At 73.0% G+C, this 22,843-nt stretch carries 21 protein-coding genes; 8 read left to right on the top strand and 13 right to left on the bottom strand.

The window, feature by feature from the left end:
- The first annotated feature begins 45 nt into the window (after positions 1–45).
- Entirely contained in the window at positions 46–378 is a 333-nt protein-coding gene (locus IR158_RS04100) for a YciI family protein (RefSeq protein WP_366928408.1), read from the top strand.
- An 18-nt stretch (positions 379–396) separates the two neighbouring features.
- On the opposite strand, the gene IR158_RS04095 is transcribed toward IR158_RS04100, so the two are convergent.
- The 4 genes from IR158_RS04095 to IR158_RS04080 all read right to left on the bottom strand — a co-directional run bounded on the left by IR158_RS04095 (position 397) and on the right by IR158_RS04080 (position 5,622).
- On the bottom strand, positions 397–1,686 hold the full coding sequence (locus IR158_RS04095) for a deoxyguanosinetriphosphate triphosphohydrolase (RefSeq protein ID WP_291809887.1): 1,290 nt from the start codon (positions 1,684–1,686) through the stop codon (positions 397–399).
- 34 nt (positions 1,687–1,720) lie between these two features.
- Complete coding sequence (locus IR158_RS04090; protein WP_291810138.1) at positions 1,721–2,569, bottom strand: sugar ABC transporter permease; 849 nt, start codon at positions 2,567–2,569, stop codon at positions 1,721–1,723.
- Between the two features lie 61 nt (positions 2,570–2,630).
- Positions 2,631–4,274 carry an ABC transporter permease subunit gene (locus IR158_RS04085; protein ID WP_291809884.1) on the bottom strand — a complete coding sequence of 548 codons (1,644 nt, stop codon included), beginning with the start codon at positions 4,272–4,274 and terminating at the stop codon, positions 2,631–2,633.
- Between the two features lie 121 nt (positions 4,275–4,395).
- Positions 4,396–5,622 carry an extracellular solute-binding protein gene (locus tag IR158_RS04080; RefSeq protein WP_291809879.1) on the bottom strand — a complete coding sequence of 409 codons (1,227 nt, stop codon included), beginning with the start codon at positions 5,620–5,622 and terminating at the stop codon, positions 4,396–4,398.
- A gap of 170 nt (positions 5,623–5,792) precedes the next feature.
- On the opposite strand from IR158_RS04080, the gene IR158_RS04075 reads away from it, so the two are divergent.
- The gene (locus IR158_RS04075) at positions 5,793–6,869 is read left to right on the top strand and encodes a LacI family DNA-binding transcriptional regulator (protein WP_291809876.1); all 1,077 of its coding nucleotides are present in this window, start codon (positions 5,793–5,795) and stop codon (positions 6,867–6,869) included.
- Between the two features lie 97 nt (positions 6,870–6,966).
- Positions 6,967–8,682, top strand: a complete 1,716-nt coding sequence (locus tag IR158_RS04070; RefSeq protein WP_291809873.1) for a glycoside hydrolase family 13 protein — start codon at positions 6,967–6,969, stop codon at positions 8,680–8,682.
- A 57-nt stretch (positions 8,683–8,739) separates the two neighbouring features.
- Here the strand turns inward: IR158_RS04070 and IR158_RS04065 are convergent, their stop codons facing one another.
- From IR158_RS04065 to IR158_RS04055, 3 genes are all read right to left on the bottom strand, one after another.
- Positions 8,740–9,834: a glutamate--cysteine ligase gene (locus IR158_RS04065; protein WP_291810136.1), complete on the bottom strand. Its 1,095-nt coding sequence runs from the start codon at positions 9,832–9,834 to the stop codon at positions 8,740–8,742.
- Positions 9,835–9,891: 57 nt separating this feature from the next.
- The gene (dusB, locus tag IR158_RS04060) at positions 9,892–11,085 is read right to left on the bottom strand and encodes a tRNA dihydrouridine synthase DusB (protein ID WP_291809870.1); all 1,194 of its coding nucleotides are present in this window, start codon (positions 11,083–11,085) and stop codon (positions 9,892–9,894) included.
- A gap of 145 nt (positions 11,086–11,230) precedes the next feature.
- Positions 11,231–11,944 (bottom strand): TetR/AcrR family transcriptional regulator C-terminal domain-containing protein, encoded by a 714-nt coding sequence (locus IR158_RS04055; protein ID WP_291809867.1) that lies wholly within the window; start codon positions 11,942–11,944, stop codon positions 11,231–11,233.
- Between the two features lie 107 nt (positions 11,945–12,051).
- Here IR158_RS04055 and IR158_RS04050 point away from each other — a divergent pair, with 107 nt between their 5' ends.
- Complete coding sequence (locus IR158_RS04050; RefSeq protein WP_291809865.1) at positions 12,052–13,098, top strand: NAD(P)-dependent alcohol dehydrogenase; 1,047 nt, start codon at positions 12,052–12,054, stop codon at positions 13,096–13,098.
- 78 nt (positions 13,099–13,176) lie between these two features.
- Here the strand turns inward: IR158_RS04050 and IR158_RS04045 are convergent, their stop codons facing one another.
- Together IR158_RS04045 and IR158_RS04040 are read right to left on the bottom strand one after the other, a co-directional pair.
- Entirely contained in the window at positions 13,177–14,028 is an 852-nt protein-coding gene (locus IR158_RS04045) for a nucleotidyltransferase domain-containing protein (protein WP_291809861.1), read from the bottom strand.
- A gap of 4 nt (positions 14,029–14,032) precedes the next feature.
- The gene (locus tag IR158_RS04040; protein ID WP_291809858.1) at positions 14,033–15,421 is read right to left on the bottom strand and encodes a glycine--tRNA ligase; all 1,389 of its coding nucleotides are present in this window, start codon (positions 15,419–15,421) and stop codon (positions 14,033–14,035) included.
- A 148-nt stretch (positions 15,422–15,569) separates the two neighbouring features.
- On the opposite strand from IR158_RS04040, the gene IR158_RS04035 reads away from it, so the two are divergent.
- Genes IR158_RS04035 through IR158_RS04020 form a run of 4 tightly spaced genes read left to right on the top strand, consistent with a single transcriptional unit; the run spans position 15,570 to position 18,871 of the window.
- Entirely contained in the window at positions 15,570–16,511 is a 942-nt protein-coding gene (locus IR158_RS04035) for a metal ABC transporter substrate-binding protein (protein WP_291809856.1), read from the top strand.
- Positions 16,508–17,278, top strand: a complete 771-nt coding sequence (locus IR158_RS04030) for a metal ABC transporter ATP-binding protein (RefSeq protein WP_291809853.1) — start codon at positions 16,508–16,510, stop codon at positions 17,276–17,278. Before IR158_RS04035 ends, IR158_RS04030 begins: the two co-directional genes overlap by 4 nt.
- A gap of 41 nt (positions 17,279–17,319) precedes the next feature.
- Positions 17,320–18,240 carry a metal ABC transporter permease gene (locus tag IR158_RS04025; protein WP_291810135.1) on the top strand — a complete coding sequence of 307 codons (921 nt, stop codon included), beginning with the start codon at positions 17,320–17,322 and terminating at the stop codon, positions 18,238–18,240.
- Positions 18,241–18,271: 31 nt separating this feature from the next.
- The gene (locus IR158_RS04020; RefSeq protein ID WP_291809851.1) at positions 18,272–18,871 is read left to right on the top strand and encodes a VTT domain-containing protein; all 600 of its coding nucleotides are present in this window, start codon (positions 18,272–18,274) and stop codon (positions 18,869–18,871) included.
- Positions 18,872–18,911: 40 nt separating this feature from the next.
- Here IR158_RS04020 and IR158_RS04015 read toward each other — a convergent pair whose 3' ends face one another.
- The 4 genes from IR158_RS04015 to leuA all read right to left on the bottom strand — a co-directional run bounded on the left by IR158_RS04015 (position 18,912) and on the right by leuA (position 22,742).
- Positions 18,912–19,271, bottom strand: a complete 360-nt coding sequence (locus tag IR158_RS04015; RefSeq protein ID WP_291809849.1) for a VOC family protein — start codon at positions 19,269–19,271, stop codon at positions 18,912–18,914.
- Positions 19,272–19,304: 33 nt separating this feature from the next.
- Entirely contained in the window at positions 19,305–20,099 is a 795-nt protein-coding gene (locus IR158_RS04010) for an isoprenyl transferase (RefSeq protein WP_291809848.1), read from the bottom strand.
- Between the two features lie 39 nt (positions 20,100–20,138).
- Complete coding sequence (gene recO / locus IR158_RS04005; RefSeq protein ID WP_291809845.1) at positions 20,139–20,870, bottom strand: DNA repair protein RecO; 732 nt, start codon at positions 20,868–20,870, stop codon at positions 20,139–20,141.
- A 69-nt stretch (positions 20,871–20,939) separates the two neighbouring features.
- A complete protein-coding gene (leuA, locus tag IR158_RS04000) occupies positions 20,940–22,742 on the bottom strand; it encodes a 2-isopropylmalate synthase (protein ID WP_291809842.1) in 1,803 nt (600 codons plus the stop codon).
- Positions 22,743–22,843 lie beyond the last annotated feature (101 nt).

The following is a 22,843-nucleotide window of genomic DNA, read 5'->3' as shown; positions in this document are numbered from 1 at the left end:
GGGTGGACCACCCCCGCGAGGCACGAGGAGGACGACGTGGAGTACATGCTCTTCATCTGCACCGACCCCGACGGCGAGGACGCCGCGCCCGGGGATCTGACGATCGAGCAGTGGGGCGCCGACGTGGACGCGCGCGGCGTGTGGAAGCACGGCGACCGCCTGCGCCCGGTCGAGGCCGCGACGACGGTCCGGCGTCGGGGTGACGCGGTCGTGCTGACCGACGGCCCGTTCGCGGAGACCCGGGAGCACATCGCCGGGTACGACGTCATCGAGGCGGCCGACCTCGACGAGGCGGTCGCGATCGCCGCCGCTCACCCCATGGCCCGCGCGGGCAGGGTCGAGGTGCGGCCCGTCTGGCCGCTGGACGCGGGCGACTGAGGCCGCACGTCCAGGGAGTCAGCCGCGCGACGGCCCCACGAGCCGGTCGTGGAGCTCGACCGCCGACACGTCGGTGAGGGAGGCGACCTGGTCGACGACGACGCGCAGCCGCTGCGCGTCGTCGTCGGCCGCGTGCCAGTCGACGGCGAACGGGGGCTCCAGGACGTCGGCGCCGCGGTCGGCCATCAGCTCCACCAGGTCGGTGAGGACCTGGCGCTGGCGCTGGTAGAGCGGCTCGAGCTCGCGCGGTGCCATCACGTAGGCGACCGCCAGGCCCTTGAGCACCAGGATCTCCGCGAGCGTGTCGTGCGGGACGACGAGCTCGGCGCCGTACCGGGTCAGCGGCCCGTCGCCGTACCGGGCGCGCGTCGCCTGCTGCGCGGCCTTCGCGAACCGGCCGATGAGCTGGCTCGTGGCGTCCTTGAGCACCGCGAGCGCCCGACGCGACCCGTCGAACCCACGCTCCCACAGCCGCGCCGCCACGAGCCGGTCCATGGCGGCGGAGAGCTCGTCCGCGGTGACCTGCGCGCCGTACCAGGTGTCGACGGCCTCGACGACACGGGCGCGCTCGTCGGGCCGGGTCAGCACGCCCAGGTCGAGGCGCCCGCCCACGACGGCGTCCTCCACGTCGTGCACCGAGTACGAGATGTCGTCGGCGAGGTCCATGACCTGAGCCTCGAGGCACTTGCGGCCGTCTGGCGCGTCCGCACGCAGCCACGTGAACACCGGCAGGTCGTCCTCGTAGACGCCGAACTTGTGGGTGGGCCGCCCGCTGGCGGGGCTGATGGGCCCCCGCCCGTACCGCCACGGGTACTTCACGGACGCGTCCAGGCTCGCGCGCGTGAGGTTCAGGCCCACCGACCGTCCGTCCGGGGCGACGACCTTCGGGTCGAGGCGCGTCAGGAGACGCAGCGTCTGCGCGTTGCCCTCGAACCCGCCGATCCCCCGCGCGAGCTCGGCCAGCGCGCGCTCGCCGTTGTGCCCGAAGGGCGGGTGACCCAGGTCGTGCGCGAGGCAGGCCGTGTCGACGACGTCGGGGTCGCAGCCGAGCGCCTTGCCGAGCTCGCGCCCCACCTGCGCGACCTCGAGCGTGTGGGTCAGCCGGGTGCGCACGAAGTCGTCCGAGGACGGCCCGAGCACCTGCGTCTTCGCCCCCAGGCGGCGCAGCGCCGAGGAGTGCACGATGCGCGCACGGTCCCGTTCGAACGGCGTGCGCTCGCGGGACTTCTCCCCCTCGGCGACCCAGCGTTCACGGTCGGCGTCGGCGTACCCGTCGACGTCGGGCGCGATGTGGTCGAGAGCGGTCACGTGCCCAGGGTAGAGCCGGCGGGCCCTGCCCTGCTCACCCCTTGACGGCGCCCGCCGTGAGCCCACCGACGATGTACTTCTGCAGGAAGAGGAACAGCACCAGCACCGGCAGGGCGGAGATGACGGCGCCGGCGGCGAAGAGCCCCCAGTTCGCCTCGAGCAGCGCCGACACCCAGCCGTACAGCCCGACGGCGACGGTCCAGTTGCGTTCGGACTGCAGCACGAGCCGGGCGATGATGAACTCCCCGAACGTGCTGATGAACGACAGCAGCGCGACGACGGCCAGGATCGGCGTGACGAGCCGCAGGATGATCGTCCAGTAGGTCTGGGCGTGCGTGGCGCCATCGATCTTGGCGGCCTCGTCGAGCTCGCGCGGGATGGTGTTGAAGAACCCGTACATGAGGAACGTGTTCACGCCCAGTGCGCCGCCGAGGTACACGGCGATGAGCGCGAGCTTGCTGTTCAGCCCCAGGACCGGCACGACGTTGCCGAGCGTGATCAGCAGCAGGAAGACCGCGACGAACGCGAGCATCTGCGGGAACATCTGGATGATGAGCAGCGTGGTCAGTCCCGCGCGGCGGCCCGTGAACCGGAACCGGGAGAACGCGTACGCCGCGGCGGCACCCATGAGGACCGTCCCGACACCGGTCGCGATCGCGATCTGCAGCGAGTTGCCCAGCCACGTCCAGAACAGCGTGCCGCCGAGCGCCTCGTAGTTCGAGGTGCTCACCTCGGCGAACAGCTCGTTGGAGCCGGTCAGCGTGCCGCCCTCGGACAGCGACGCCGAGATCACGTAGACGATCGGGAACAGCGCGTAGACGATGGCCACGATGCCGACGAGGTGGCGCCAGCCGAGCTCGGCGAACCACCGCCGCCGGGGCATGCGGTGCTCGTCGGGACGCGGTGCGGCGCTGGACGAGGTGGTGACGTCGGTGGTGACCATGTCAGCTGATCTCCTCGAACTGCTTGGTCCGCTTGAACGTGATCGCCGAGATCGTCGCGACGATGACGAAGATGACGATCGACAGCGCGCTCGCCAGGCCGTAGTTCTTGGCCGCGGTGCCGTCCAGGCCGGACACGGAGTACACCATCGAGATGAGGATGTCGGTGTGGCCGAGCGGCACGGACGCGTCGGCGAAGCGCGGACCGCCGCCCGTGAGCATGTAGATGAGCGTGAAGTTGTTGAAGTTGAAGGCGAACGACGAGATGAGCAGCGGCGACGTCGCGACCAGCAGCAGCGGCAGCGTCACCGAGCGCCAGGTCCGCCACGCGCTGGCACCGTCGACCTTCGCCGCCTCGAGCACGTCGCCGGGAAGCGACTGCAGCGCGCCGGTGCAGATGAGGAACATGTAGGGGAAGCCCAGCCACAGGTTCACCCCGAGCACCGACAGCTTCGCCAGCCACGGGTCCGTCAGCCAGGGCACGGCGGCCCCGCCGAGCAGCACCTGGTTGATGAACCCGTACGAGCGGTTGAGCATGCCGGACCACAGCAGCGCCGCCAGGAAGCCGGGGATCGCGTACGGGAAGATCAGCAGCGTGCGGTAGACCTTGCGGCCCCGCACCCGCGTGTCGTTGAAGGTGATGGCGAGGAACAGGCCCAGCAGGAACGTGGTGACGACCGACAGGATCGCGAACGCGAAGGTCCACACGAGGATCTTGACGAAGGGCTGGGCGTACCGCTCGTCACCGAACGCGGTGCGGAAGTTGTCGATGCCCACCATGACCCGCCAGCCGACGTTGAGCCGCTGACCGTCGTCGGAGCGGAAGGAGCCGTCGGAGGTCGCCCTGTACACGGTGCCGGTCGCGACGTCCGTCATCGTGTCGGCCTCGGGGTCCCACTCGAGCGACGGGGTCGCGAGGAACCCGGTGCGGGCGTCCTGCGTGCGCACCCAGCCGTCGTTCGGGTCGTCCGACACGGGCACCCGCAGGCTCGTGACCTCCGACTGCCGGCGCAGGATCTCCTGGCGGCTCAGGACGGTGGCGCCGGGGACCTCGGTGACGCGGTCGTCGTCGACGGTCGCGTCCGGCACCTCGCTCAGCGGGTCGTCCGCCGTGCCGACCATCGCCTCGCCGTCCTCGACGATCGCGAAGCCGAGCGCACCGCCGCGCTCGACGACGGTCAGCGGGTAGGTCGCGGAGCCCTCGACACGGCGCTCGTTCTGCAGCAGCAGCGCCTCGACGGCCTGCTCCTTGGTGGAGTTGTGACCGTCGCCGTAGTTGGTGAACGCGACCCAGCCGGTGTAGGCGACGACGTAGACCTGGAAGACGAGCAGGAACGCCAGGCCCGGCAGGATGTACTTCAGCGGCAGCGTGCGCCGCGAGAAGTACACCCAGTCCGCGGCGACGACCAGCGCGACCATCGCGGCGAGGATGCCCATGTGGCCCTCGCGCCACGCGGCGAGGACCCCGAAGACCCCCAAGGCGTTGACGACCGCCATGACGGCGATCTTGACGAGCGTGCCGGGACGGACCGGACCGCGTGCGGGCCGGTCACGGTCGCGTGACGACACGCCCCGGGGCCCGGACGTGCCGCCCGTGGTCCCCGTGGGGTCCGTGGCGTCGCCGGTGAGGGTGGGCTGGCTGGGCATCGCGCGCCTTCCGTGCTGTCGGTCGGCGCATCGGCGCCGGGAAGGTCACCACCCGGCCGCCGTGACGGCCGAGGGGCTGACGGTCGCACCGCGGGCGTGCCCGCGGTGCGACCGGTGCGGGTCAGGACCCGATCGCACCCTGGATGTCGGCGATCATCTTGTCCCAGGCCGCGACGGGCTCGGCCGCGCCCGAGATGATGTTCGCCTCGGTGACGCCCCAGAACGCCCAGACCGAGCCCATCTCGGGGATGGACGGCATCGGCACCGCCTCCTCACCGACGGCCAGGAAGCCGGCGGTGACCGGGTCGGCCGAGGCCTCCTCGGCTGCCGACGCGAGCGCCGGCGGGCGGTTGCCGGCCTCGTACAGAGCCAGCTGCGCCTCGTCCGTCGCGATGTAGTTCACGAGGAAGTCGTTCGCGAGCAGCGCGTTGTCGCTCTGCGCCGAGACGTAGAAGCCCTGCACGCCGACGAACGGCTGCGCCGGCTCGCCACCCGCGGACGGGATCGGGTCGATCGACAGGTCGAGAGCCTCGAACTGCTCGACCATCCACGGCCCGCCGATGATGAACGGCGACTCGCCGTTCTTGAACGCCTCGACCGCGATGTCGTACGTGACGTCGGTCGACAGCACGCCGGCCGCGCCCTGCGCCTGCAGCCACGTCGCGAAGGCCTGGCCGGGAGCACCGCCCATGGCGAGCTCGGAGGTGTAGGTGCCGTCCTCGTTCTGGACGAAGACCGGGGCGCCGAACGACGTCTGCAGCGGGTAGTAGGTGTAGGGGTCACCCTCGACACCGGTCTGGATGAGCACCTGGTAGGGGGTGCCGGCGGCCTGGCCGGCGGCGACGGCCGCGTCCCAGGTCGACGGAGCCTCGGCCGCGAGCGCCGTGTTGCGGATGAGGGCGATGTTCTCGATCGCGTACGGCAGGCCGTACACCTGCCCGTCCTCCGTGAACGCCTCGACCGCGACCTCGATGAAGTCACCGGCCTTGTCGCCGAGCTCGATGGGCGCGACGACCCCGTTGGTCGTCAGCTCACCGAGCCAGTCGTGCGCGCCGACCGTCAGGTCGGGCCCCTCGCCGGTCGGGACCTGGGCGAGGAAGTCCGCGCGGATGTCCTCGAAGTTCTTGAGCACGAGCTCGACGTCCACGTCGTTCTCGTTCTCGAACGCCTCGGCCGCCACCTCGACCGCTGCCTGACGCGTCTCGTCCACCCACACCACGAGGCCGTCCCCCGAGGCCGGGGTGGCCGATGCCGCGTCACCAGAGTTGTCGTCACCAGAACCGCCGCACGCCGTGAGCGTCAGCGCAAGGCCGAGCGTCACCGCAACGGCCGGGATGCCTCGTCGCATCGTCTTCTCCTGTTGTCGTTCGACCTGCCGAGCCCGACTGACGCCGATGCCGGCTGTTGACGCGACGCTATGCGCGTTGCACCCCCCGTTGCAACTCGTTACGGTAACTTGCAGCCAAGCGTTCCAAGGTAAGCGCCTGCATGCTCCCGTGCGGCGGAGAAGGAGGGCTGGTGACCCCGACTACGCTGCGGACTGTGCGGACACGACTGACCGACCTCGCCGAGCAGGCGGGCGTGAGCACCGCGACGGTGTCGCGCGTGCTGAACGGCAAGCCCGGGGTGTCCGCGCAAGCCCGTCAGGCCGTGCTCACCGCGCTGGACATGCTCGGCTACGAGCGCCCGGAGAAGCTGCGCATGCGGTCCGCCGGCCTCGTCGGCCTCGTCGTGCCCGAGCTCACCAACCCCGTCTTCCCCGCGTTCGCGCAGGTCATCGAGACGATGCTGAGCGACCGCGGGTACACGCCGCTGCTGTGCACGCAGTCGCCGGGCGGGACCACCGAGGACCAGTACGTCGAGCTCCTCATGGACCACGGGGTCGACGGGATCGTCTTCGTCTCCGGTCTGCACGCGGACACCTCCGCGAGCAAGGACCGTTACCACCGGCTGCGCGGGCGGGGCGTCCCGCTCGTCCTGGTCAACGGGCACGCCGAGGGCGTGGACGCTCCCGCCGTGTCGACTGACGACACGGCCGCGATGGATCAGGCTGTTCGCCACCTGCGCTCCCTCGGCCACCGTGCCATCGGACTCGCTGTCGGACCCACACGGTTCGTCCCTTCGCAGCGTAAGCGCGATGCTTTCGCGGCGCTCATCGGGAAGCACCTGGGCGTCACGGACGCCGGCCCGCACGTCGTGTCGACGCTGTTCACCGTGGAGGGCGGCCACGCGGCCGCCACCGAGCTCTTCCGCTCGGGTCACACCGCGGTGGTCTGCGGGTCCGACCTCATGGCGCTCGGTGCCGTGCGCGCCGCGCGCTCCCTCGGGCTGCGCGTCCCTGAGGACGTGTCGGTCGTCGGGTTCGACGACTCCCCCCTGATCGCCTTCACCGACCCGCCGCTGACGACCGTGCGCCAGCCGGTCTCCGCGATGGGGCACGCGGCGGTCTCGGCGCTCGTCGCCGAGATGTCCGGCACACCCGCGCCGCGCGCCGAGCTCCTGTTCCATCCCGAGCTCGTCGTCCGGGGCTCGACCGGCAGCGCCCCGACCCTCTCGCCCGTCGCGGTCCGGCGGGACGCGGCACCCACCCACTGAGCACCTCGTCCGTCGACCGCGTCGCACGCCGCGGCGCGCGACGGTGCGCCCCCACGCGGCCGCGCGCCACCTCGACCCCCACCAGGAAGGCACCCCAGTGACCCTCGAGGCCGTCCCCTCGGCGCAGATCGCGCACCGACCCGACAACGGCACGAGCTGGTGGCGCACCGCCGTCATCTACCAGGTCTACCCGCGGTCCTTCGCCGACGCGTCCGGCGACGGCATCGGCGACCTGCCGGGCGTCACCGCGCACCTCGACCACCTCGTCGAGCTCGGCGTCGACGCGGTCTGGCTGTCGCCGTTCTACCGCTCGCCGCAGGCCGACGCGGGCTACGACGTCGCCGACTACCGCGACGTCGACCCGCTCTTCGGCACGCTCGCCGACGCCGACGCGCTCATCGCGCGCGCCCACGAGCTCGGTCTGCGCGTCGTCGTCGACCTCGTCCCCAACCACACGTCCGACGAGCACGCGTGGTTCCAGGCCGCTCTCGCGGCCGCCCCGGGGTCACCCGAGCGCGCCCGGTACCACTTCCACGACGGACGCGGCGAGCACGGCGAGCTGCCGCCGAACAACTGGCAGTCCATCTTCGGCGGCCCCGCATGGACCCGCACGACCGCTCCGGACGGCACCCCCGGCCAGTGGTACCTGCACCTGTTCGACAGCAAGCAGCCCGACCTCGACTGGGACAACCCGCAGGTGCGGGCCGAGTTCGAGGACGTGCTGCGGTTCTGGCTCGATCGCGGGGTCGACGGCTTCCGCGTCGACGTCGCCCACGGCATGGTCAAGGCGCCCGGGCTGCCCGACTGGGACGGGCACGTCGCGATGATCGACGGCACGGACGACGGGCACGACGTCGACGCCGTCGACGGCTCCGGGAACCACGGACCGATGTTCGACCAGGAGGGCGTCCACGACATCTACCGCGCGTGGCGCCAGGTCCTCGACTCCTACGACGGCGACCGCGCGATGGTCACCGAGGCCTGGGTGGAGCCACTGAGCCGGCTCGCGCGCTACGTCCGGGCCGACGAGGCGCACCAGTCGTTCAACTTCGCGTTCCTGGCGGCCGGCTGGGACGGCCCCGCGCTGCGTCGCGTCATCACGGCGTCCTACGCGGCGAACGACGCCGTCGGCGCCCCCACCACCTGGGTGCTGTCCAACCACGACGTCGTGCGCCACGCGTCGCGCCTGGGCCTGGCGGACCCCACCCACCGGCCCAACGGCATCGGCCACGGCGACGAGCAGCCCGACGCGGTCCTGGGCCTGCGCCGTGCGCGCGCCGCCACGCTGCTGATGCTCGGCCTGCCGGGCTCCGCCTACCTGTACCAGGGCGAGGAGCTCGGCCTGCCGGAGCACACGGCGCTCGACGACGACATCCGCGAGGACCCCGCGTTCTTCCGCACGGGCGGCGGCGAGCGAGGGCGCGACGGGTGCCGCGTGCCCCTGCCCTGGTCCGGCGACGCGCCCGGCCTGGGATTCTCCCCGACCGGGGCGACGTGGTTGCCGCAGCCCACCGGGTGGGCGGACCTGGCCCTGGACCGCCAGCGCGGCCGCGAGGGCTCGACCTACGAGCTGTACCGCGCCGCCCTGCGCCTGCGTCGTGCCGAGCGGCTCGGATCCGGTGGGCTGCAGTGGCTGCCGGAGCCCGCGGGCGAGCACGTGCTCGCCTACCGGAACGGTGACGTGGTCGTGGTCGCGAACCTCGGCGACGTCGACGTGCCGCTGCCCGCGGGCGCCGAGGTCCTGCTCGCGTCCGCCCCGGACGTGGGGGCCGCGGTGGCGCCCGCGACGACCGTCTGGCTGCGCGCCTCCTGACGGACCGCGACCCAGTCGGGGGCCCGGTCGCACCTGCGCGGCCGGGCCCTCGACGTGTCAGGCGAGCGTCGCCTCGACCGCGTGCTCGACGACCCCGGGCAGGCCACCCTCGAACGCCCACGCGCGCTGCTCGTCGGCGCCCGTGCCGCGCTGCCACAGGCCCGCGAGGAGCTCCTGGACGGTCGTGAGATCACCGCTGTCCTGCAGCGCCGGCCGCACGTGGTCCAGCAGCTGCGCCACCGCGTCCCGGGCGGGCACGGGCGTCAGCGTCGGCGGGACCAGCAGGTCCCCGGCGAGGCCCGTGCGAGCCGCACGCCAGGTCGCCGCCCGCAACGGCTCGACCCGGGTGTGGGTCGGCGCGAACCCGTCGGCGGCCTGCCGGGAGGCGGTCTCGACGAGCGCCCGCGCCAGCGCCGCGACCAGCACCGCGTCGTCGGCACGCAGGCAGACGTCGGCGACGCGGATCTCGACCGTCGGGTACCGCGGCGACAGGCGGGCGTCGAAGTAGATCATCGCCGGGTCGAGCGCGGCACCCGTCGCGACGAGGCCCGCCACCGTGTCCCGGTACGCCTGGACCGATCCGAACGGCGCGGTCGGGCCTGCCGTCGGCCACCGGTTCCACAGCTGCGAGCGGATCGAGGCGTACCCGGTGTCCTCCCCGCGCCAGTACGGGGAGTTGACACTCAGCGCGAGCAGCACGGGCAACCACGGACCGATGCGGTCGAGCACCGCCACGGCCTCGTCGTCGTCCTCCACGGACACGTGCACGTGGCAGCCGCTCGTGAGCTGCTCACGGACGGTCAGGGCGTACGTCTGCGCCATCGCCTCGTAGCGTGCGCCGTGCGACAGCGTGGTCGGGCCCGGCACGGGCGACGTGGCGACGGCGACGAGCCGACCCCCGGCCTGCTGCGCGGCACCGGCGGCGCGGCGGCGTCCGTCGCGCAGCTCGGCAGCGAGCTCCGCGAGGTCGACGCACGGGTGCGTGCCGGTCTCGATCTGCTGCTCCTGGAGCTCCTTCTCGAGCCCGCCGCCGGGCTCCCCCTCGTCGGCCGGCTCACCGCCGCCACGCTCGTACGCGCGCACTGCCGCGTCGGCCACACCTGTCGGGACGCCCTCGGCGTCGACCAGCAGGTACTCCTCCTCCACACCCATGGTTCGCACGCCGTGAAGTCTGCTGCCCCGTGGGCGTGCTCGCCCGTCGAGAGCGGGTCAGCCGCCCGAGACGGAGAGCTCGGCCTCGTGCAGGTCCCGGCGGAAGTCCTCGGAGAGCTCGCGCGAGTCCAACCACCCGTAGGGCAGGATCGGGCGCTTGGGTGCGCCCGCCCGCCCGCGCGGCCCCTCGGACGCCTCACCGGGGTACGGCTGGTCCAGGTCCAGCTCGCCCAGCAGGTCGTCCAGCTCGGCGAGCGACGACACCAGGCCCAGCCGCGCGCGCAGCTCACCACCGACGACGTACCCCTTGAGGTACCACGCCATGTGCTTGCGCATCTCCCGCAGCGCCTTGCCCTCGTCGCCGAAGTGGTCGACCATCAGCTCGGCGTGGCGCCGCACGACGCTCGCGACCTCCCGCAGGCCGGGCCGGATGCGCGCGTCGGACCCCGCGAACGCAGCGGCCAGGTCGGCGAAGAGCCACGGCCGCCCCTGGCAGCCGCGCCCGACGACCACGCCGTCGCACCCGGTGTGCACGACCATCGCCAGGGCGTCCTCGGCGGACCAGATGTCGCCGTTGCCCAGCACGGGGATGTCGGTGACCGCCTGCTTGAGCGCGGCGATCGCGTCCCAGTCGGCCGTGCCGGAGTAGTAGTCCGCGGCGGTGCGACCGTGCAGGGCGACCGCGGCGACCCCGGCGTCCTGGGCCGTGAGCCCGGCCTCCACGTAGGTCAGGTGGTCCTCGTCGATGCCCTTGCGCATCTTGACCGTCACCGGGACGCCGTGCGGTGTCGCGGCGTCGACGGCCGCACGCACGATGGCCGCGAAGAGGTCCCGCTTCCAGGGCAGCACCGCTCCTCCGCCCTTGCGCGTGACCTTGGGCACCGGGCAGCCGAAGTTCAGGTCGATGTGGTCGGCGCGGTCCTCCTCGACGAGGAGACGTACCGCTGCCCCGACGGTCGTGGGGTCGACGCCGTACAGCTGCACCGACCGGGGCACCTCGTCCGGCTCGAACGCGATGATGCGGAAGGACTCGGGGTTGCGCTCGACGAGCGCGCGGGACGTCAGCATCTCGGCGACGTACAGGCCGGCACCGGACTCGCGGCACAGCCGCCGGAAGGCGGCGTTGGTGACGCCGGCCATGGGCGCGAGCACGACGGGCGTGTCCACGGTGATGGGGCCGATGCGCAGGGGCGGCAGGACCGCGGAGGTCGTCCGCGGGCTCTCGTGCGGCGTCGTGGTCGTCTCGGGCACCGCCCCATTGTCCACCGGCCCCGGGACTCCTGGCTCCCCCGCCGCTATCGGGGCTCCGCTTGAGCCGGCCGCAGAGGTGGAGGTCGCGACGCGCGCGCGCTACCGGGACGTCGCCCGCTGACACGCACGGGCGGCGGGCCGACGCTCAGCCAGGACCGTCACCCGTGGCCGACGAGCCGCGCGCGAGCCGCTCGAGACCGTCGAGGACGAGGTCGAGACCGAACTCGAACTCGGTCTGGTCGTCGCACCACCCGAGCGTCGTGGCGTCGTCGTGCGCGACCTCGGCGAGCATGGCAGCGAGGTGCGGCACCAGCTCGGCCATCCCGGCGAGGGCGTCGGCGCCCTGCTGGTCACCGGCGTCGGGCTCGGCGATCTCGGGGCTGAACCCGAACATCCGGCTGCCCAGCGCGTGCAGCCCGTGGTGCACGAGGTCGTACGACAGGCCGCCGGCATGCATGAGACCGACGACGGCGTCGACGTGCCGCGCCGCGCCCACGGTCATGACGCTGCGCGCCGCCATGACGTCGGGCGCCCACGGGTGACGCAGCATAACCGTGCGCGCGGCGACGAGCCGGGCACGCACCGCCGCCCGCCACCCGCCGTCCTCGGGCGGCACCGCGCTCGCGTCGGCTGCGGCGGCCAGCTCGTCGAGCACGAGCTCGACGGCGCCGTCGAGGATGCCCCCCTTGCCGCGCACGTGGTGGTACAGCGACATGGCCTCGACGCCGAGCTCGTCGGCGAGCCGCCGCATCGTCAGGGCTTCGACGCCTGCGGCGTCGGCGATGTCGACGGCGCGGCGCAGCACACGCTCACGCGTCAGCCGCGGACGCGACGCGCCGGCGACGGGAGCCTCGACCACGCCACCACCCTCTCACCGTCCCGGCCGACCGTTGACGCGCCGCACCGTCGGATGCGACCCTTACAGCGTAAGCCTTACGTCGTAAGGCCCGAACCCCGGAGGCGATCGTGCCGACCACTCCCCACCGCAGCGACCCCACGGCCCCGACCGCCTCCGGCGTCGGCCACCGCATGCGCGCCGCGGTGCACGAGCGCTACGGCGGGCCGGAGGTCGTCCACCTCGCCGACGTCCCGGTGCCCGCGCTCGGCCCTGACGACCTGCTCGTGCGCGCGTACGCCTCGGACGTGAGCGTCGCGGACCACCGGCTGCGCGCGCGGGACCTGCCCCGCGGCATGGGCGCGCTCGCCGGTCCCGTCGTCGGCTTCCGTCGCCCGCGGCGGCAGGTGCTCGGCATGGAGGTCGCCGGCGTCGTCGCCGCCACCGGCCCACGGGTGACAGGGTTCCGCCCCGGCGACCGCGTCGTCGCGGCGACGGGGTCCGGGTTCGGCGGCCACGCCGAGCTCGTGCGCGTGCCCGCGTCCGGCGTCGTCGCGCACGTCCCCGACGCCCTGCGGCTCGACGAGGCCGTCGCGCTCGTCTTCGGCGGGCTCACCGCTCACAAGTTCCTGCGCCGTGCCGGCGTGCGGCCCGGCGTCGAGGTGCTCGTCAACGGCGCGTCGGGCGCCGTCGGGACGATGGTCGTCCAGCTGGCCGCCGCCCGCGGTGCACGCGTCACCGCGGTGTGCAGCGCACCGAACGCCGACCTCGTGCGCTCGCTCGGCGCCACCGACGTGGTCGACCACCTCACGCAGGACGTCACGACGCTCGGACGGCGCGTCGACGTCGTCGTCGACTGCGTCGGCACGCTGCCCGTCGCCCGCGCCCGCCGCGTGCTGCGACGTGGCGGCACGCTGCTGCTCGTCGTCGCCGACCTGGCAGGCACCCTCGGGACGCCGTTCGCCGGGCTCCGCGGCGTCCGCGCCGTCACCGGCGACCTGCCGACGTCGGCCGCCGACCTCGCCGAGCTCCTGCGGCTCGCGGCCGAGGGGGTCGTGCGGCCGGTCGTCGACCGGACGTACGCGTTCGAGGACGTCGTCGAGGCCCACCGCTACGTCGACACCGGTCGCAAGCGCGGCACGGTGGTGCTGCGGATCCGTGCGGAGGAGCAGTCCTGAACGGCGCCCCCTGGGCACCTCGGACGTCACGCATCGTGGCCGCGACGGACCGTGGTAGGCGCTCCCGGCGGGCCGCCCTCAGCCGCCGGGCGCCCAGCGGGCCACGAGGCCGCGGAACCGGGCGGCGGCATCCGCGCGGCGCTGCGCCACGGTCGTGCCGTCGGGACTGACGTCGGAGTCCGCCGCGTCCGACAGCTGCGTGTCGACCCACGCGCGCAGCGCCGGCGGCACCACCCCGGTGCCGAGCTCGCGGGTCACGGCCTTGGCTGCGACGAGCGCCTCGACGTCGTCCCGGACAGCCGCAGGGGGCGGCGCCTCGTCGAGCAGCTGCGTGAGGTTCATGGGCGGCGTGGTGCCGTCGTGCATCGTGAGCCAGTGCAGCGCGGCGGCAGGTCGCAGTCCGTAGAACACCCGCTTGAGGGCGACCTCCGCCCCGCGTGCGGCCCCGCTGCGCTGCCACTGGTCGCGGCCCACGTGCAGGTAGTGCCTGCGGACCGCCTGACGGTCGGCTGCGGCGTCGACGAGCTCGAGGAGCTCGTCCCGGAAGCGCCGGTCACCCGCGTACACCAGGGGTGAGCGCAGCCACTCGCCGGGTGTCGCGTTACCACCGACCGCGAGCCTGACGACCTTGAGCAGGTCCCAGCCGTTGACGTCGAGCACCGCGTCCAGAGGCGTCTCGACGACGTCGCGCCGCGGCCACGGGTCGAGGTAGTCCGTCACGGGGCGGACGTACACGAACCGGCAGTCGTAGTCGCTGTCCGGCGACGGGAACCCCCAGGCGCGGCTGCCGGACTCGACGGCCCACGGCACGTGCACGCCGTGCTCGCGGGCGACGCCCACCAGGCGCGCGTCGATCGCGGCCACGACCTGCGGGTCGAACGACCCCGGCAGGTCGCGGTCGCGCGACGCGACGCGCGGCCCGGTGGGCACCGCGTCAGGCGCCGACGAGGCGCTGCGCGAGGTACCCGGTGACCTGGTCGAGCGCGACCCGCTGCTGCGACATGTCGTCGCGGTGGCGGATCGTCACGGCCTGGTCGTCGAGCGTGTCGAAGTCGACGGTGATGCAGAACGGCGTGCCGATCTCGTCCTGGCGGCGGTAGCGGCGCCCGATCGCGCCGGCGTCGTCGAACTCGACGTTCCAGCTCTTGCGGAGCTCCGCGGCGAGGTCGCGCGCCTTGGGGCTGAGCTGCTCGTTGCGCGACAGCGGCAGGACGGCGGCCTTGATCGGCGCCAGCCGCGGGTCGAGCTTGAGCACGGTGCGCGTGTCCACGCCGCCCTTGGTGTTGGGGGCCTCGTCCTCGGTGTACGACTCGACGAGGAACGCCATGAGCGAGCGCGTCAGACCCGCCGCCGGCTCGATGACGTACGGCACGTAGCGCTCGTTCTTGGCCTGGTCGAAGAACGACAGGTCCTGCCCCGAGTGCTCGGAGTGCGTGCCGAGGTCGAAGTCGGTGCGGTTGGCGACGCCCTCGAGCTCGCCCCACTCGCTGCCGCTGAAGCCGAACTTGTACTCGATGTCGACCGTGCGCTTGGAGTAGTGCGAGAGCTTCTCGGCCGGGTGCTCGTAGTGCCGCAGGTTCTCGCGCGCGATCCCGAGGTCGACGTACCAGTCGGTGCGCGCGTCGATCCAGTACTGGTGCCACGTCTCGTCGGTGCCGGGCTCGACGAAGAACTCCATCTCCATCTGCTCGAACTCGCGCGTGCGGAAGATGAAGTTGCCGGGCGTGATCTCGTTGCGGAACGACTTGCCGATCTGGCCGATGCCGAACGGGGGCTTCATGCGCGCCGCGGTGTAGACGTTCTTGAAGTTCACGAAGATGCCCTGCGCGGTCTCGGGACGCAGGTAGTGCAGCCCGGACTCGTCCTCGACGGGGCCGAGGTACGTCTTGAGCATCATGTTGAAGTCGCGCGGCTCGGTCCACTGCCCGCGGGTGCCGCAGTTCGGACATGCGATCTCGGCGAGCCCGGTCTCGGGCGCCCGGCCCTTCTTGGCCTCGAAGTCCTCGAGCAGGTGGTCCTCACGGAACCGCTTGTGGCACGACAGGCACTCGGTCAGCGGGTCGGTGAAGACCCCGACGTGGCCGGAGGCGACCCACACCTGCCGCGGCAGGATGACCGACGAGTCGAGGCCGACGACGTCGTCACGGCTCGTGACCATCGAGCGCCACCACTGGCGCTTGATGTTCTCCTTGAGCTCGACCCCGAGCGGGCCGTAGTCCCACGCGGAGCGGGTGCCTCCGTAGATCTCGCCGCTCGGGAAGACGAACCCCCGGCGCTTGGCGAGGGAGACGACGGCGTCGAGACGGGAAGGTGCGGCAGCCACGGTGGGAATCTCCTGGGTCGAGGAACCCGCAGCTGGGTGCCGCGGGGCACAACGGCCCAGGATATCGGGGACGGGCGCCCCGGACCGCCACGCCGCGACCGGGCAGCTGTGTTGACAACCGTTCTCGCGGTGAATGAGAATCGGTCTCATGTCCAGGTCTCTCCGTCGCTCCCGTGTGCTCGCCGCCGTCGTCGTCCTGCCCGTGCTGGCGTCCTCGGCCTGCGCGGCGAACCCCGGGGACGACGGCACCATCCGGGCGCTCGCATCCTTCTACCCGCTGCAGATGGTCACCGAGGAGGTGGGAGGCGACCGGGTCGAGGTCGGTTCGCTCACCCCCCCGGGCGCGGAGCCGCACGACGTGGAGCTCTCCCCCGCCCAGGTCGCCGAGCTCGGCGCCGCGGACCTCGTGGTGTACCAGTCCGGCTTCCAGCCCTCCGTCGACGACGCCGTCGTGCAGACCGCACCCGAGCACGTGGTCGACGCGGCCGACCAGGCGGACCTCGAGAGCACCGGGGCGCACGAGGACGACGAGCACGCGGACGACGAGCACGCGCAGGACGAGCACGACCACGAGGGTGCCGACCCGCACTTCTGGCTCGACCCGACGCGCCTGGCCGCGGTCGCCGGATCGGTCGCCGACGCGCTGTCCGAGATCGACCCCGACGGCGCCGCGACGTACCAGGCCAACGCCGACGCCCTCGTCGACCGCCTGACGGAGCTGGACGAGGAGTACGCCCGCGCCCTGGCCACCTGCGAGCGCCGGGTCGTGGTCACCTCGCACGAGGCCTTCGGCTACCTCGCGGACCGCTACGACCTCGACCAGGTCGGCATCTCGGGCATCGACCCCGAGTCCGAGCCGTCCCCGGCACGGCTGCGGGAGATCGGCGACGTGGTCCAGGACGAGGGCGTCACGACGATCTTCTTCGAGACGCTCGCGTCGCCCAAGGTCGCGCAGACGCTCGCCGCGGATCTCGGCGTCGAGACGGCCGTGCTCGACCCGATCGAGGGCGTGACCGACGACTCGCAGGACTACTTCTCGATCGCCGAGGCCAACCTCGACGCCCTGCGCGTGGCATTGTCCTGCTCGTGAACGCGATCGAGGCCGAGGGCGTCCACGTGACGCTCGGCGGCCAGCCCATCGTCCGCGGCGTGGACCTGACGGTGCCCACCAGGCAGGTCCTCGCGCTGCTGGGCGCCAACGGGTCCGGCAAGTCGACCCTCGTGCGCGCGCTGCTGGGCGTCGTCCCCCACGTCGCCGGCAGCGTCCGGCTGCTCGGCGCACCGCTCGGGCCGGACGTGCCCTGGCAGCGCGTCGGGTACGTCCCGCAGCGCATGGCGGCGGCCGGTGGTGTCCCGACGACGGCGCTCGAGGTCGTCGTGTCAGGGATGCTGTACGGACGCCGCCTGCGCCCGCCGCGCGACCGGCGGGCGCGGGCGCTCGCCGCGCTCGACGCGCTGGGGGTCGCGGACCTCCAGGAGCGCCGGGTGCAGGAGCTGTCCGGTGGCCAGCAGCAGCGGGTGCTCATCGCCCGCGCGCTGGTGCGCGAGCCAGCGCTGCTGGTGCTCGACGAACCCACCTCCGGGATCGACCTGCCCACCCAGCGCACGTTCGTCGACGCGCTGTCCCGGCTGCGCGACGCGGGCACCACCGTCGTCGTGGTCCTGCACGAGATCGGCCCCTTCGCACCGCTCATCGACCGCTCGGTCGTGCTGCGGCACGGCCGGGTCGTGCACGACGGCCCGCCACCGCCGGCGCGCGGGGAGCACGGGGACGCCGGCCACGACCACACGCACCCGCACGCCGACCCCGAGCCGCCCACCGACGGCCCCGACCTGACGCTGGAGGTGACGCCGTGAACGGGTGGGAGCAGGTGCTCGCGCTGCTGACCTCGCCGCTGATGCAGCGTGCGCTCGTCGCGGCCGTCCTCGTCGGTGCGGCGGCCCCCGTCGTCGGCACCTTCCTCGTCCAGCGCCGCATGGCGCTCATGGGTGACGGCGTCGGGCACGTCGCCCTGACCGGTGTGGCCATGGGCTGGCTGGTGGGCAGCTGGGCCGCGGTGTCGCCCGCCGACTCCCTCGCGGTCCCCGGCGCGGTCGTCGCTGCGGTCGTCGGATCCGTCGTCATCGAGCTGGTCCGGGAACGCGGCCGCACCAGCGGCGACCTGGCGCTCGCGATCATGTTCTACGGGGGCATCGCCGGCGGCGTGCTGCTCATCAAGGTCGCGGGTGGCACCAACGCGAACCTCATGAGCTACCTGTTCGGGTCGATCTCCACCGTGTCGACCGGTGACCTGTGGTGGACGGCGGCGCTGGCCGTGCTCGTGCTCGTGGTGGGCGTGGGGCTGCGCTGGGCGCTCTTCGCCGTGAGCCACGACGAGGAGTTCGCGCGCGCCAGCGGGCTGCCCGTGCGGGCGCTGTCGATGGTCGTGGCCGTGCTCGCGGCCCTCACCGTCACGATCTCGATGCGCGTCGTGGGGCTGCTGCTGGTCAGCGCCCTGATGATCGTGCCGGTCGCCGTCGCCCAGATCGTCTCGCGGTCGTTCGGTCGCACCATGCTGCTGGCGAGCGCGATCGGCGTCGGGGTCAGCGTCGCGGGCCTCGTGATCACCTACTGGAACGACGTGCCGCCGGGAGCGACCATCGTGGTCCTCGCGATCGTCCTGTACGCGGCCGCGGCCGTCGCGCACCCGCTCGTCGCCCGGCGTCGTGCCGCGGGACGCGACCCGCACCCGGACGTGCTGGACGACGTGCTGGTCGCGGCCTCCGACCCGGCCTGCGCCGCCGATCCGTCGCCCGGACCCGGGACCACGGGCCGGTGAGGCCCTCCGAGGGCCGACGTACGATCGAACGATGACGTCGTCGGAGCTGCTGGCCCAGTACGGCCTCGACGGGATGCCCGTCGCGGTCGCGCTGACGTGCCTCTTCGGCATCGTGATGGCGCGGTCGCACCTCACGTACTGGGCCGGCCGTGGCGTCGAGCGCGGGGCTCGCTTCGAGGGTGAACGCCGCCACGGCCCCGGCTGGTGGCAGCGGACCGTCGACCGCACGGGTCGCCTGGCGGCGACGCCCTCAGCCCGTCGCGGCGTGGCCCTCGTGCACCGGTGGGGGTGGATCGCCGTCACGCTCGCGTACGTCACCGTCGGCATCCAGACCGCCGTGTTCGTCGGCGCCGGGATGCTGCGCATGCCCTACCTGCGCTTCACGCTCGCGTCCATCCCCGGGGCCGTGATGTGGGCGATCATCTGGGGCACCGTCGGGATCGGCGCCGTCTGGGGCGCGCTGTCGCTCGCCGCCGGCTCACCGTGGGGCCTGGCCGCGCTGGCGGTCGTGGTCCTCGCGGTGGTGCGGGCCGTGATGGTCGGCCGGCGCCGGCGGACCGGACGGCGGCTCGCCGCGGTGGCAGCCGGCAGCACGCACGCCGAGCCGGTGACCGCACCCGAGCACCGCTGACGCGCACCCGGTGGCCCGGTCTCTCGGGGCCCCGCCCTGTTCAGTCGGCGTGGACCGTCGACACGCAGAACTGGTTGCCGTGCGGGTCGGCGAGCACCGTCCACGTGAAGCCGTCCGGCTCGCCGTGCTCCGCGACGTGCGTCGCTCCCGCGGCGACGAGCTCCGCCACGGCGGCCGCCGCGTCGGCCGCCTCGAGGTCGAGGTGCATCCGGTTCTTGCCGGGCGTCGGGTCCTCGACCTTCTGGAAGCCCAGTGCCGGTCGTGCACCGTCGGGGCGCACGACGATCGCGAAGTCGTCGCCGTACGCCTGCAGCCGGCCGCCCGTGCGGGCCGCCCACCAGGCCCCGAGCTCCTGCGGGTCGTGCGTGTCCACCGTGACCATCCCGATCGTCAGCTCCATGACGACCGACCGTACGGCCGACCACCGACACCGTCAGGACGTGGCCGGTGCGTCCACGGCGCCGCCGTACCTCCGGTCGCGACGCGCGTAGGTCTCCACCGCGCGCCACAGGTGCCGACGATCGACGTCGGGCCACGGCTCGTCGAGGAACACCAGCTCCGCGTACGCCGACTGCCACAGCATGAAGTTCGAGATCCGCTGCTCCCCGGACGAGCGCAGGAAGAGGTCCACGTCGGGCAGGTCGGGCTCGTCGAGGTACTTCTGGATCGTCTTCTCGTTCACCCGCTCGGGCTTGAGCCGGCCGGCCGCGACCTCGCGGGCGATGGCCTGGGCGGCGTCGGCGATCTCGGCCCGCCCGCCGTAGTTGACGCACATCGTCAGGGTGCAGGTCGAGTTGCCGGCGGTCTGCCGCTCCGCGGTCTCGAGCTCGTTGATCACCGACCGCCACAGGCGGGGGCGACGACCCGCCCACCGCACGCGCACGCCCCAGGAGTCCATGAGGTCCCGGCGCCGGCGCAGGACGTCGCGGTTGAAGCCCATGAGGAACCGCACCTCCTCGGGCGAGCGCGACCAGTTCTCCGTCGAGAACGCGTACGCCGAGATGTGCTGCACACCGATCTCGATCGCCCCGGCGACGACGTCCAGCAGCGATGCCTCGCCGGCGCGGTGCCCCTCCACGCGCGGCAGGCCGCGCGCGTTGGCCCAGCGGCCGTTGCCGTCCATCACGACCGCGACGTGCCGCGGCACGAGCTCCCGCGGGATCTGCGGCGGCCGTGCGCCGGACGGGTGCGGGTAGGGCGGGACGGTCTCGCGTGGCACGGTGGACATCGTGCCACCCGGCACGGCCGTGCGGGCAGCGCGCCGGCGTCAGACGCGCTCCACCATCGGCAGCGAGCGCAGTCGCCGCTCCAGGTGGAACTGGCAGAACACCGCGACGAGCCCGTTGCCCTCCGCGCGGTGGCGCTCGGCGCTCGCGTCGGCGACGTCCCAGTCCCCCGAGAGCAGGGCCGCGAGCAGCGCGAACGTCTCCGGCGCGGGCGCCGCCGCACCCGGCGGACGGCACGCCCCGCAGACCGCGCCGCCCACGGACGGGGCGAACGCGTGGTGCGGGCCGGGGGCCCCGCAGCGCGCGCAGTCGGTGAAGCTCGGGGCCCACCCGGCGACGGCCAGTGCGCGCAGCAGGTACGAGTCGAGGACGAGCCCGGGCGCGTGCGCCCGCGTCGCCAGCGCCCGCACGGCGCCGACCAGCAGCCGGTACTGCTGGACCGACGGCTCGCGCTCCGCCTCGACGAGCCGCTCGGCCGTCTCGAGCATCACCGTGCCGACCGTGTAGAGCGCGTAGTCCTCGCAGACCTGGCGGCCGTACGACCCGAGCGCCTCGACCTGGGTCACGACGTCGAGGTTGCGTCCCGTGCTGAGCTGCACGTCGATGTGCATGAAGGGCTCGAGCCGGGACCCGAAGCGCGAGGTCGTGCGGCGCACGCCCTTGCCGACGGCGCGCACCTTGCCGTGCTCGCGCGTCAGGAGGGTGACGATGCGGTCGGCCTCCCCCAGCTTGTGGGTGCGCAGCACGATCGCCTCGTCGCGGTAGAGGCTCACGGTGCCATTGTCCCCCGCGGCACCGACAGGTGGGCCGCGGCGCGCACGTGGCGCACCGCGGCCCCTCGCTCAGCGCTCGTGGCGGTTGACCGCCGAGACGATCGCCTTGAGCGACGCCGTCGTGATCGAGGGGTCGATGCCGACGCCCCACAGGATGTCGTCGCCGATGGCGCACTCGACGTAGGCGGCGGCCGTCGCGTCGCCGCCGGCGGACAGCGCGTGCTCGGCGTAGTCGAGCACCGCGACGTCGACACCCGTCGTCCGCAGCGCGGCGACGAACGCGGCGACCGGGCCGTTGCCCGTGCCGCGCAGCGTCTTCTCGACGCCCCGGTCCACGACGTCCACCTCGAGGGTGTCCTGCCCGCCCTCGGTGCTCGTGGCGCGCGTGCCGCGCAGCGTGAACCGGCCCCACGGCGCGAGCGGCCCACCCGGCGTCGCCGGCAGGTACTCGTCGCTGAAGATCGACCAGAGCTCGTCGGCCGTGACCTCGGTGCCGTGCTGGTCCGTGTGCCGCTGCACGACCTGCGAGAACTCGATCTGCAGACGGCGCGGCAGGTCCAGGTCCTTCTCGGACTTGAGCAGGTAGGAGATCCCGCCCTTCCCGGACTGCGAGTTGACGCGGATGATCGCCTCGTACGAGCGGCCGACGTCCTTGGGGTCGATCGGCAGGTAGGGCACGGCCCACTCGACGTCGCCGACGCCCGTGCCCGCCGCAGCCGCGCGGACCTCCAGGGCGTCCAGCCCCTTCTTGATCGCGTCCTGGTGCGAGCCGGAGAACGCCGTGAAGACCAGGTCGCCGCCGTAGGGGTGGCGCTCGTGCACCGGCATCTGGTTGCAGCGCTCGACGGTGCGCCGCACGCGGTCGATGTCGGAGAAGTCGATCTGCGGGTCGATGCCCTGGCTGAACAGGTTGAGGCCCAGCGTGACCAGGTCGACGTTGCCGGTCCGCTCGCCGTTGCCGAACAGGCAGCCCTCGATGCGGTCGGCGCCCGCCAGGTAGCCCAGCTCGGCTGCGGCGACCGCGGTCCCCCGGTCGTTGTGGGGGTGCAGCGACAGGACCACCGACTCGCGGTGGTGCAGGTGGCGGCTCATCCACTCGATCGAGTCGGCGTAGACGTTGGGCGTCGCCATCTCGACCGTCGCGGGCAGGTTGATGATGACGGGCCGCTCGGGCGTCGGCTCCAGCACGTCGAGGACCGCGTTGCAGACCCGCACCGCGTACTCGAGCTCGGTGCCGGTGTACGACTCGGGGCTGTACTCGTAGAGCACCTCGGTGTCGGGGACGAGCTCCTCGTACTTCTTGCAGAACCGGGCCCCCGACACGGCGATGTCGGCGATCCCGTCCTCGTCGGACCGGAACACCACCTCGCGCTGCAGGACGGACGTGGAGTTGTAGAGGTGCACGATCGCCTGCTTCGCGCCCACGATCGCCTCGTACGTGCGCTCGATGAGGTGCTCGCGCGCCTGCGTCAGCACCTGGATGACGACGTCGTCCGGGATGCGACGCTCCTCGATGAGCATCCGGACGAAGTCGAAGTCGGTCTGCGACGCCGAGGGGAACCCGACCTCGATCTCCTTGTAGCCCATGTCGACCAGCAGCTCGAACATCTCGAGCTTGCGGGCCGGGCTCATCGGCTCGATCAGGGCCTGGTTGCCGTCGCGCAGGTCGACCGCGCACCACCGCGGTGCGCGCGTGATCCGCCGGTCGGGCCACGTGCGGTCGGGCAGGTCGACACGGATCTGCTCGTGGAACGGGCGGTACCGGTGCACCGGCATGCCCGAGGGCTGCTGCGGGTTGCGCTCGGCGGCCGGTGCGTCGGTGATCGGGGTGTCTGCGATCGGCGCGGGGGTGGCGGGGCTCTGGCTGCTCATCGGGTGATCCTTCATCGCGGGTCTCGGCGGTGGCTCAGCCGGGCACGACACACACCGCGACGAGGAGCCGGCCTAGAGGGCCTCGTCGCGGCGACGAAGAA

Origin of the sequence: Cellulomonas sp., from assembly GCF_015234515.1 — a bacterium.
Taxonomy (GTDB): Bacteria; Actinomycetota; Actinomycetes; order Actinomycetales; family Cellulomonadaceae; genus Cellulomonas.
Note: the sequence above shows the minus strand (reverse complement) of the source record. Positions and strands in the feature narration are given on the sequence as shown.

What these genes read in the sequence shown, in the direction of transcription:
- IR158_RS04100 (WP_366928408.1), top strand. Translation starts at nt 46, where the DNA reads ATGCTCTTCATCTGCACCGACCCCGACGGCGAGGACGCCGCGCCCGGG.
- IR158_RS04090 (WP_291810138.1), bottom strand. Translation starts at nt 2,569, where the DNA reads ATGCCCCGGCGGCGGTGGTTCGCCGAGCTCGGCTGGCGCCACCTCGTC.
- IR158_RS04085 (WP_291809884.1), bottom strand. Translation starts at nt 4,274, where the DNA reads ATGCCCAGCCAGCCCACCCTCACCGGCGACGCCACGGACCCCACGGGG.
- IR158_RS04080 (WP_291809879.1), bottom strand. Translation starts at nt 5,622, where the DNA reads ATGCGACGAGGCATCCCGGCCGTTGCGGTGACGCTCGGCCTTGCGCTG.
- IR158_RS04065 (WP_291810136.1), bottom strand. Translation starts at nt 9,834, where the DNA reads ATGGGTGTGGAGGAGGAGTACCTGCTGGTCGACGCCGAGGGCGTCCCG.
- IR158_RS04035 (WP_291809856.1), top strand. Translation starts at nt 15,570, where the DNA reads ATGTCCAGGTCTCTCCGTCGCTCCCGTGTGCTCGCCGCCGTCGTCGTC.
- IR158_RS04025 (WP_291810135.1), top strand. Translation starts at nt 17,320, where the DNA reads ATGCAGCGTGCGCTCGTCGCGGCCGTCCTCGTCGGTGCGGCGGCCCCC.
- IR158_RS04020 (WP_291809851.1), top strand. Translation starts at nt 18,272, where the DNA reads ATGACGTCGTCGGAGCTGCTGGCCCAGTACGGCCTCGACGGGATGCCC.
- IR158_RS04015 (WP_291809849.1), bottom strand. Translation starts at nt 19,271, where the DNA reads ATGGAGCTGACGATCGGGATGGTCACGGTGGACACGCACGACCCGCAG.
- IR158_RS04010 (WP_291809848.1), bottom strand. Translation starts at nt 20,099, where the DNA reads ATGTCCACCGTGCCACGCGAGACCGTCCCGCCCTACCCGCACCCGTCC.
- leuA (WP_291809842.1), bottom strand. Translation starts at nt 22,742, where the DNA reads ATGAGCAGCCAGAGCCCCGCCACCCCCGCGCCGATCGCAGACACCCCG.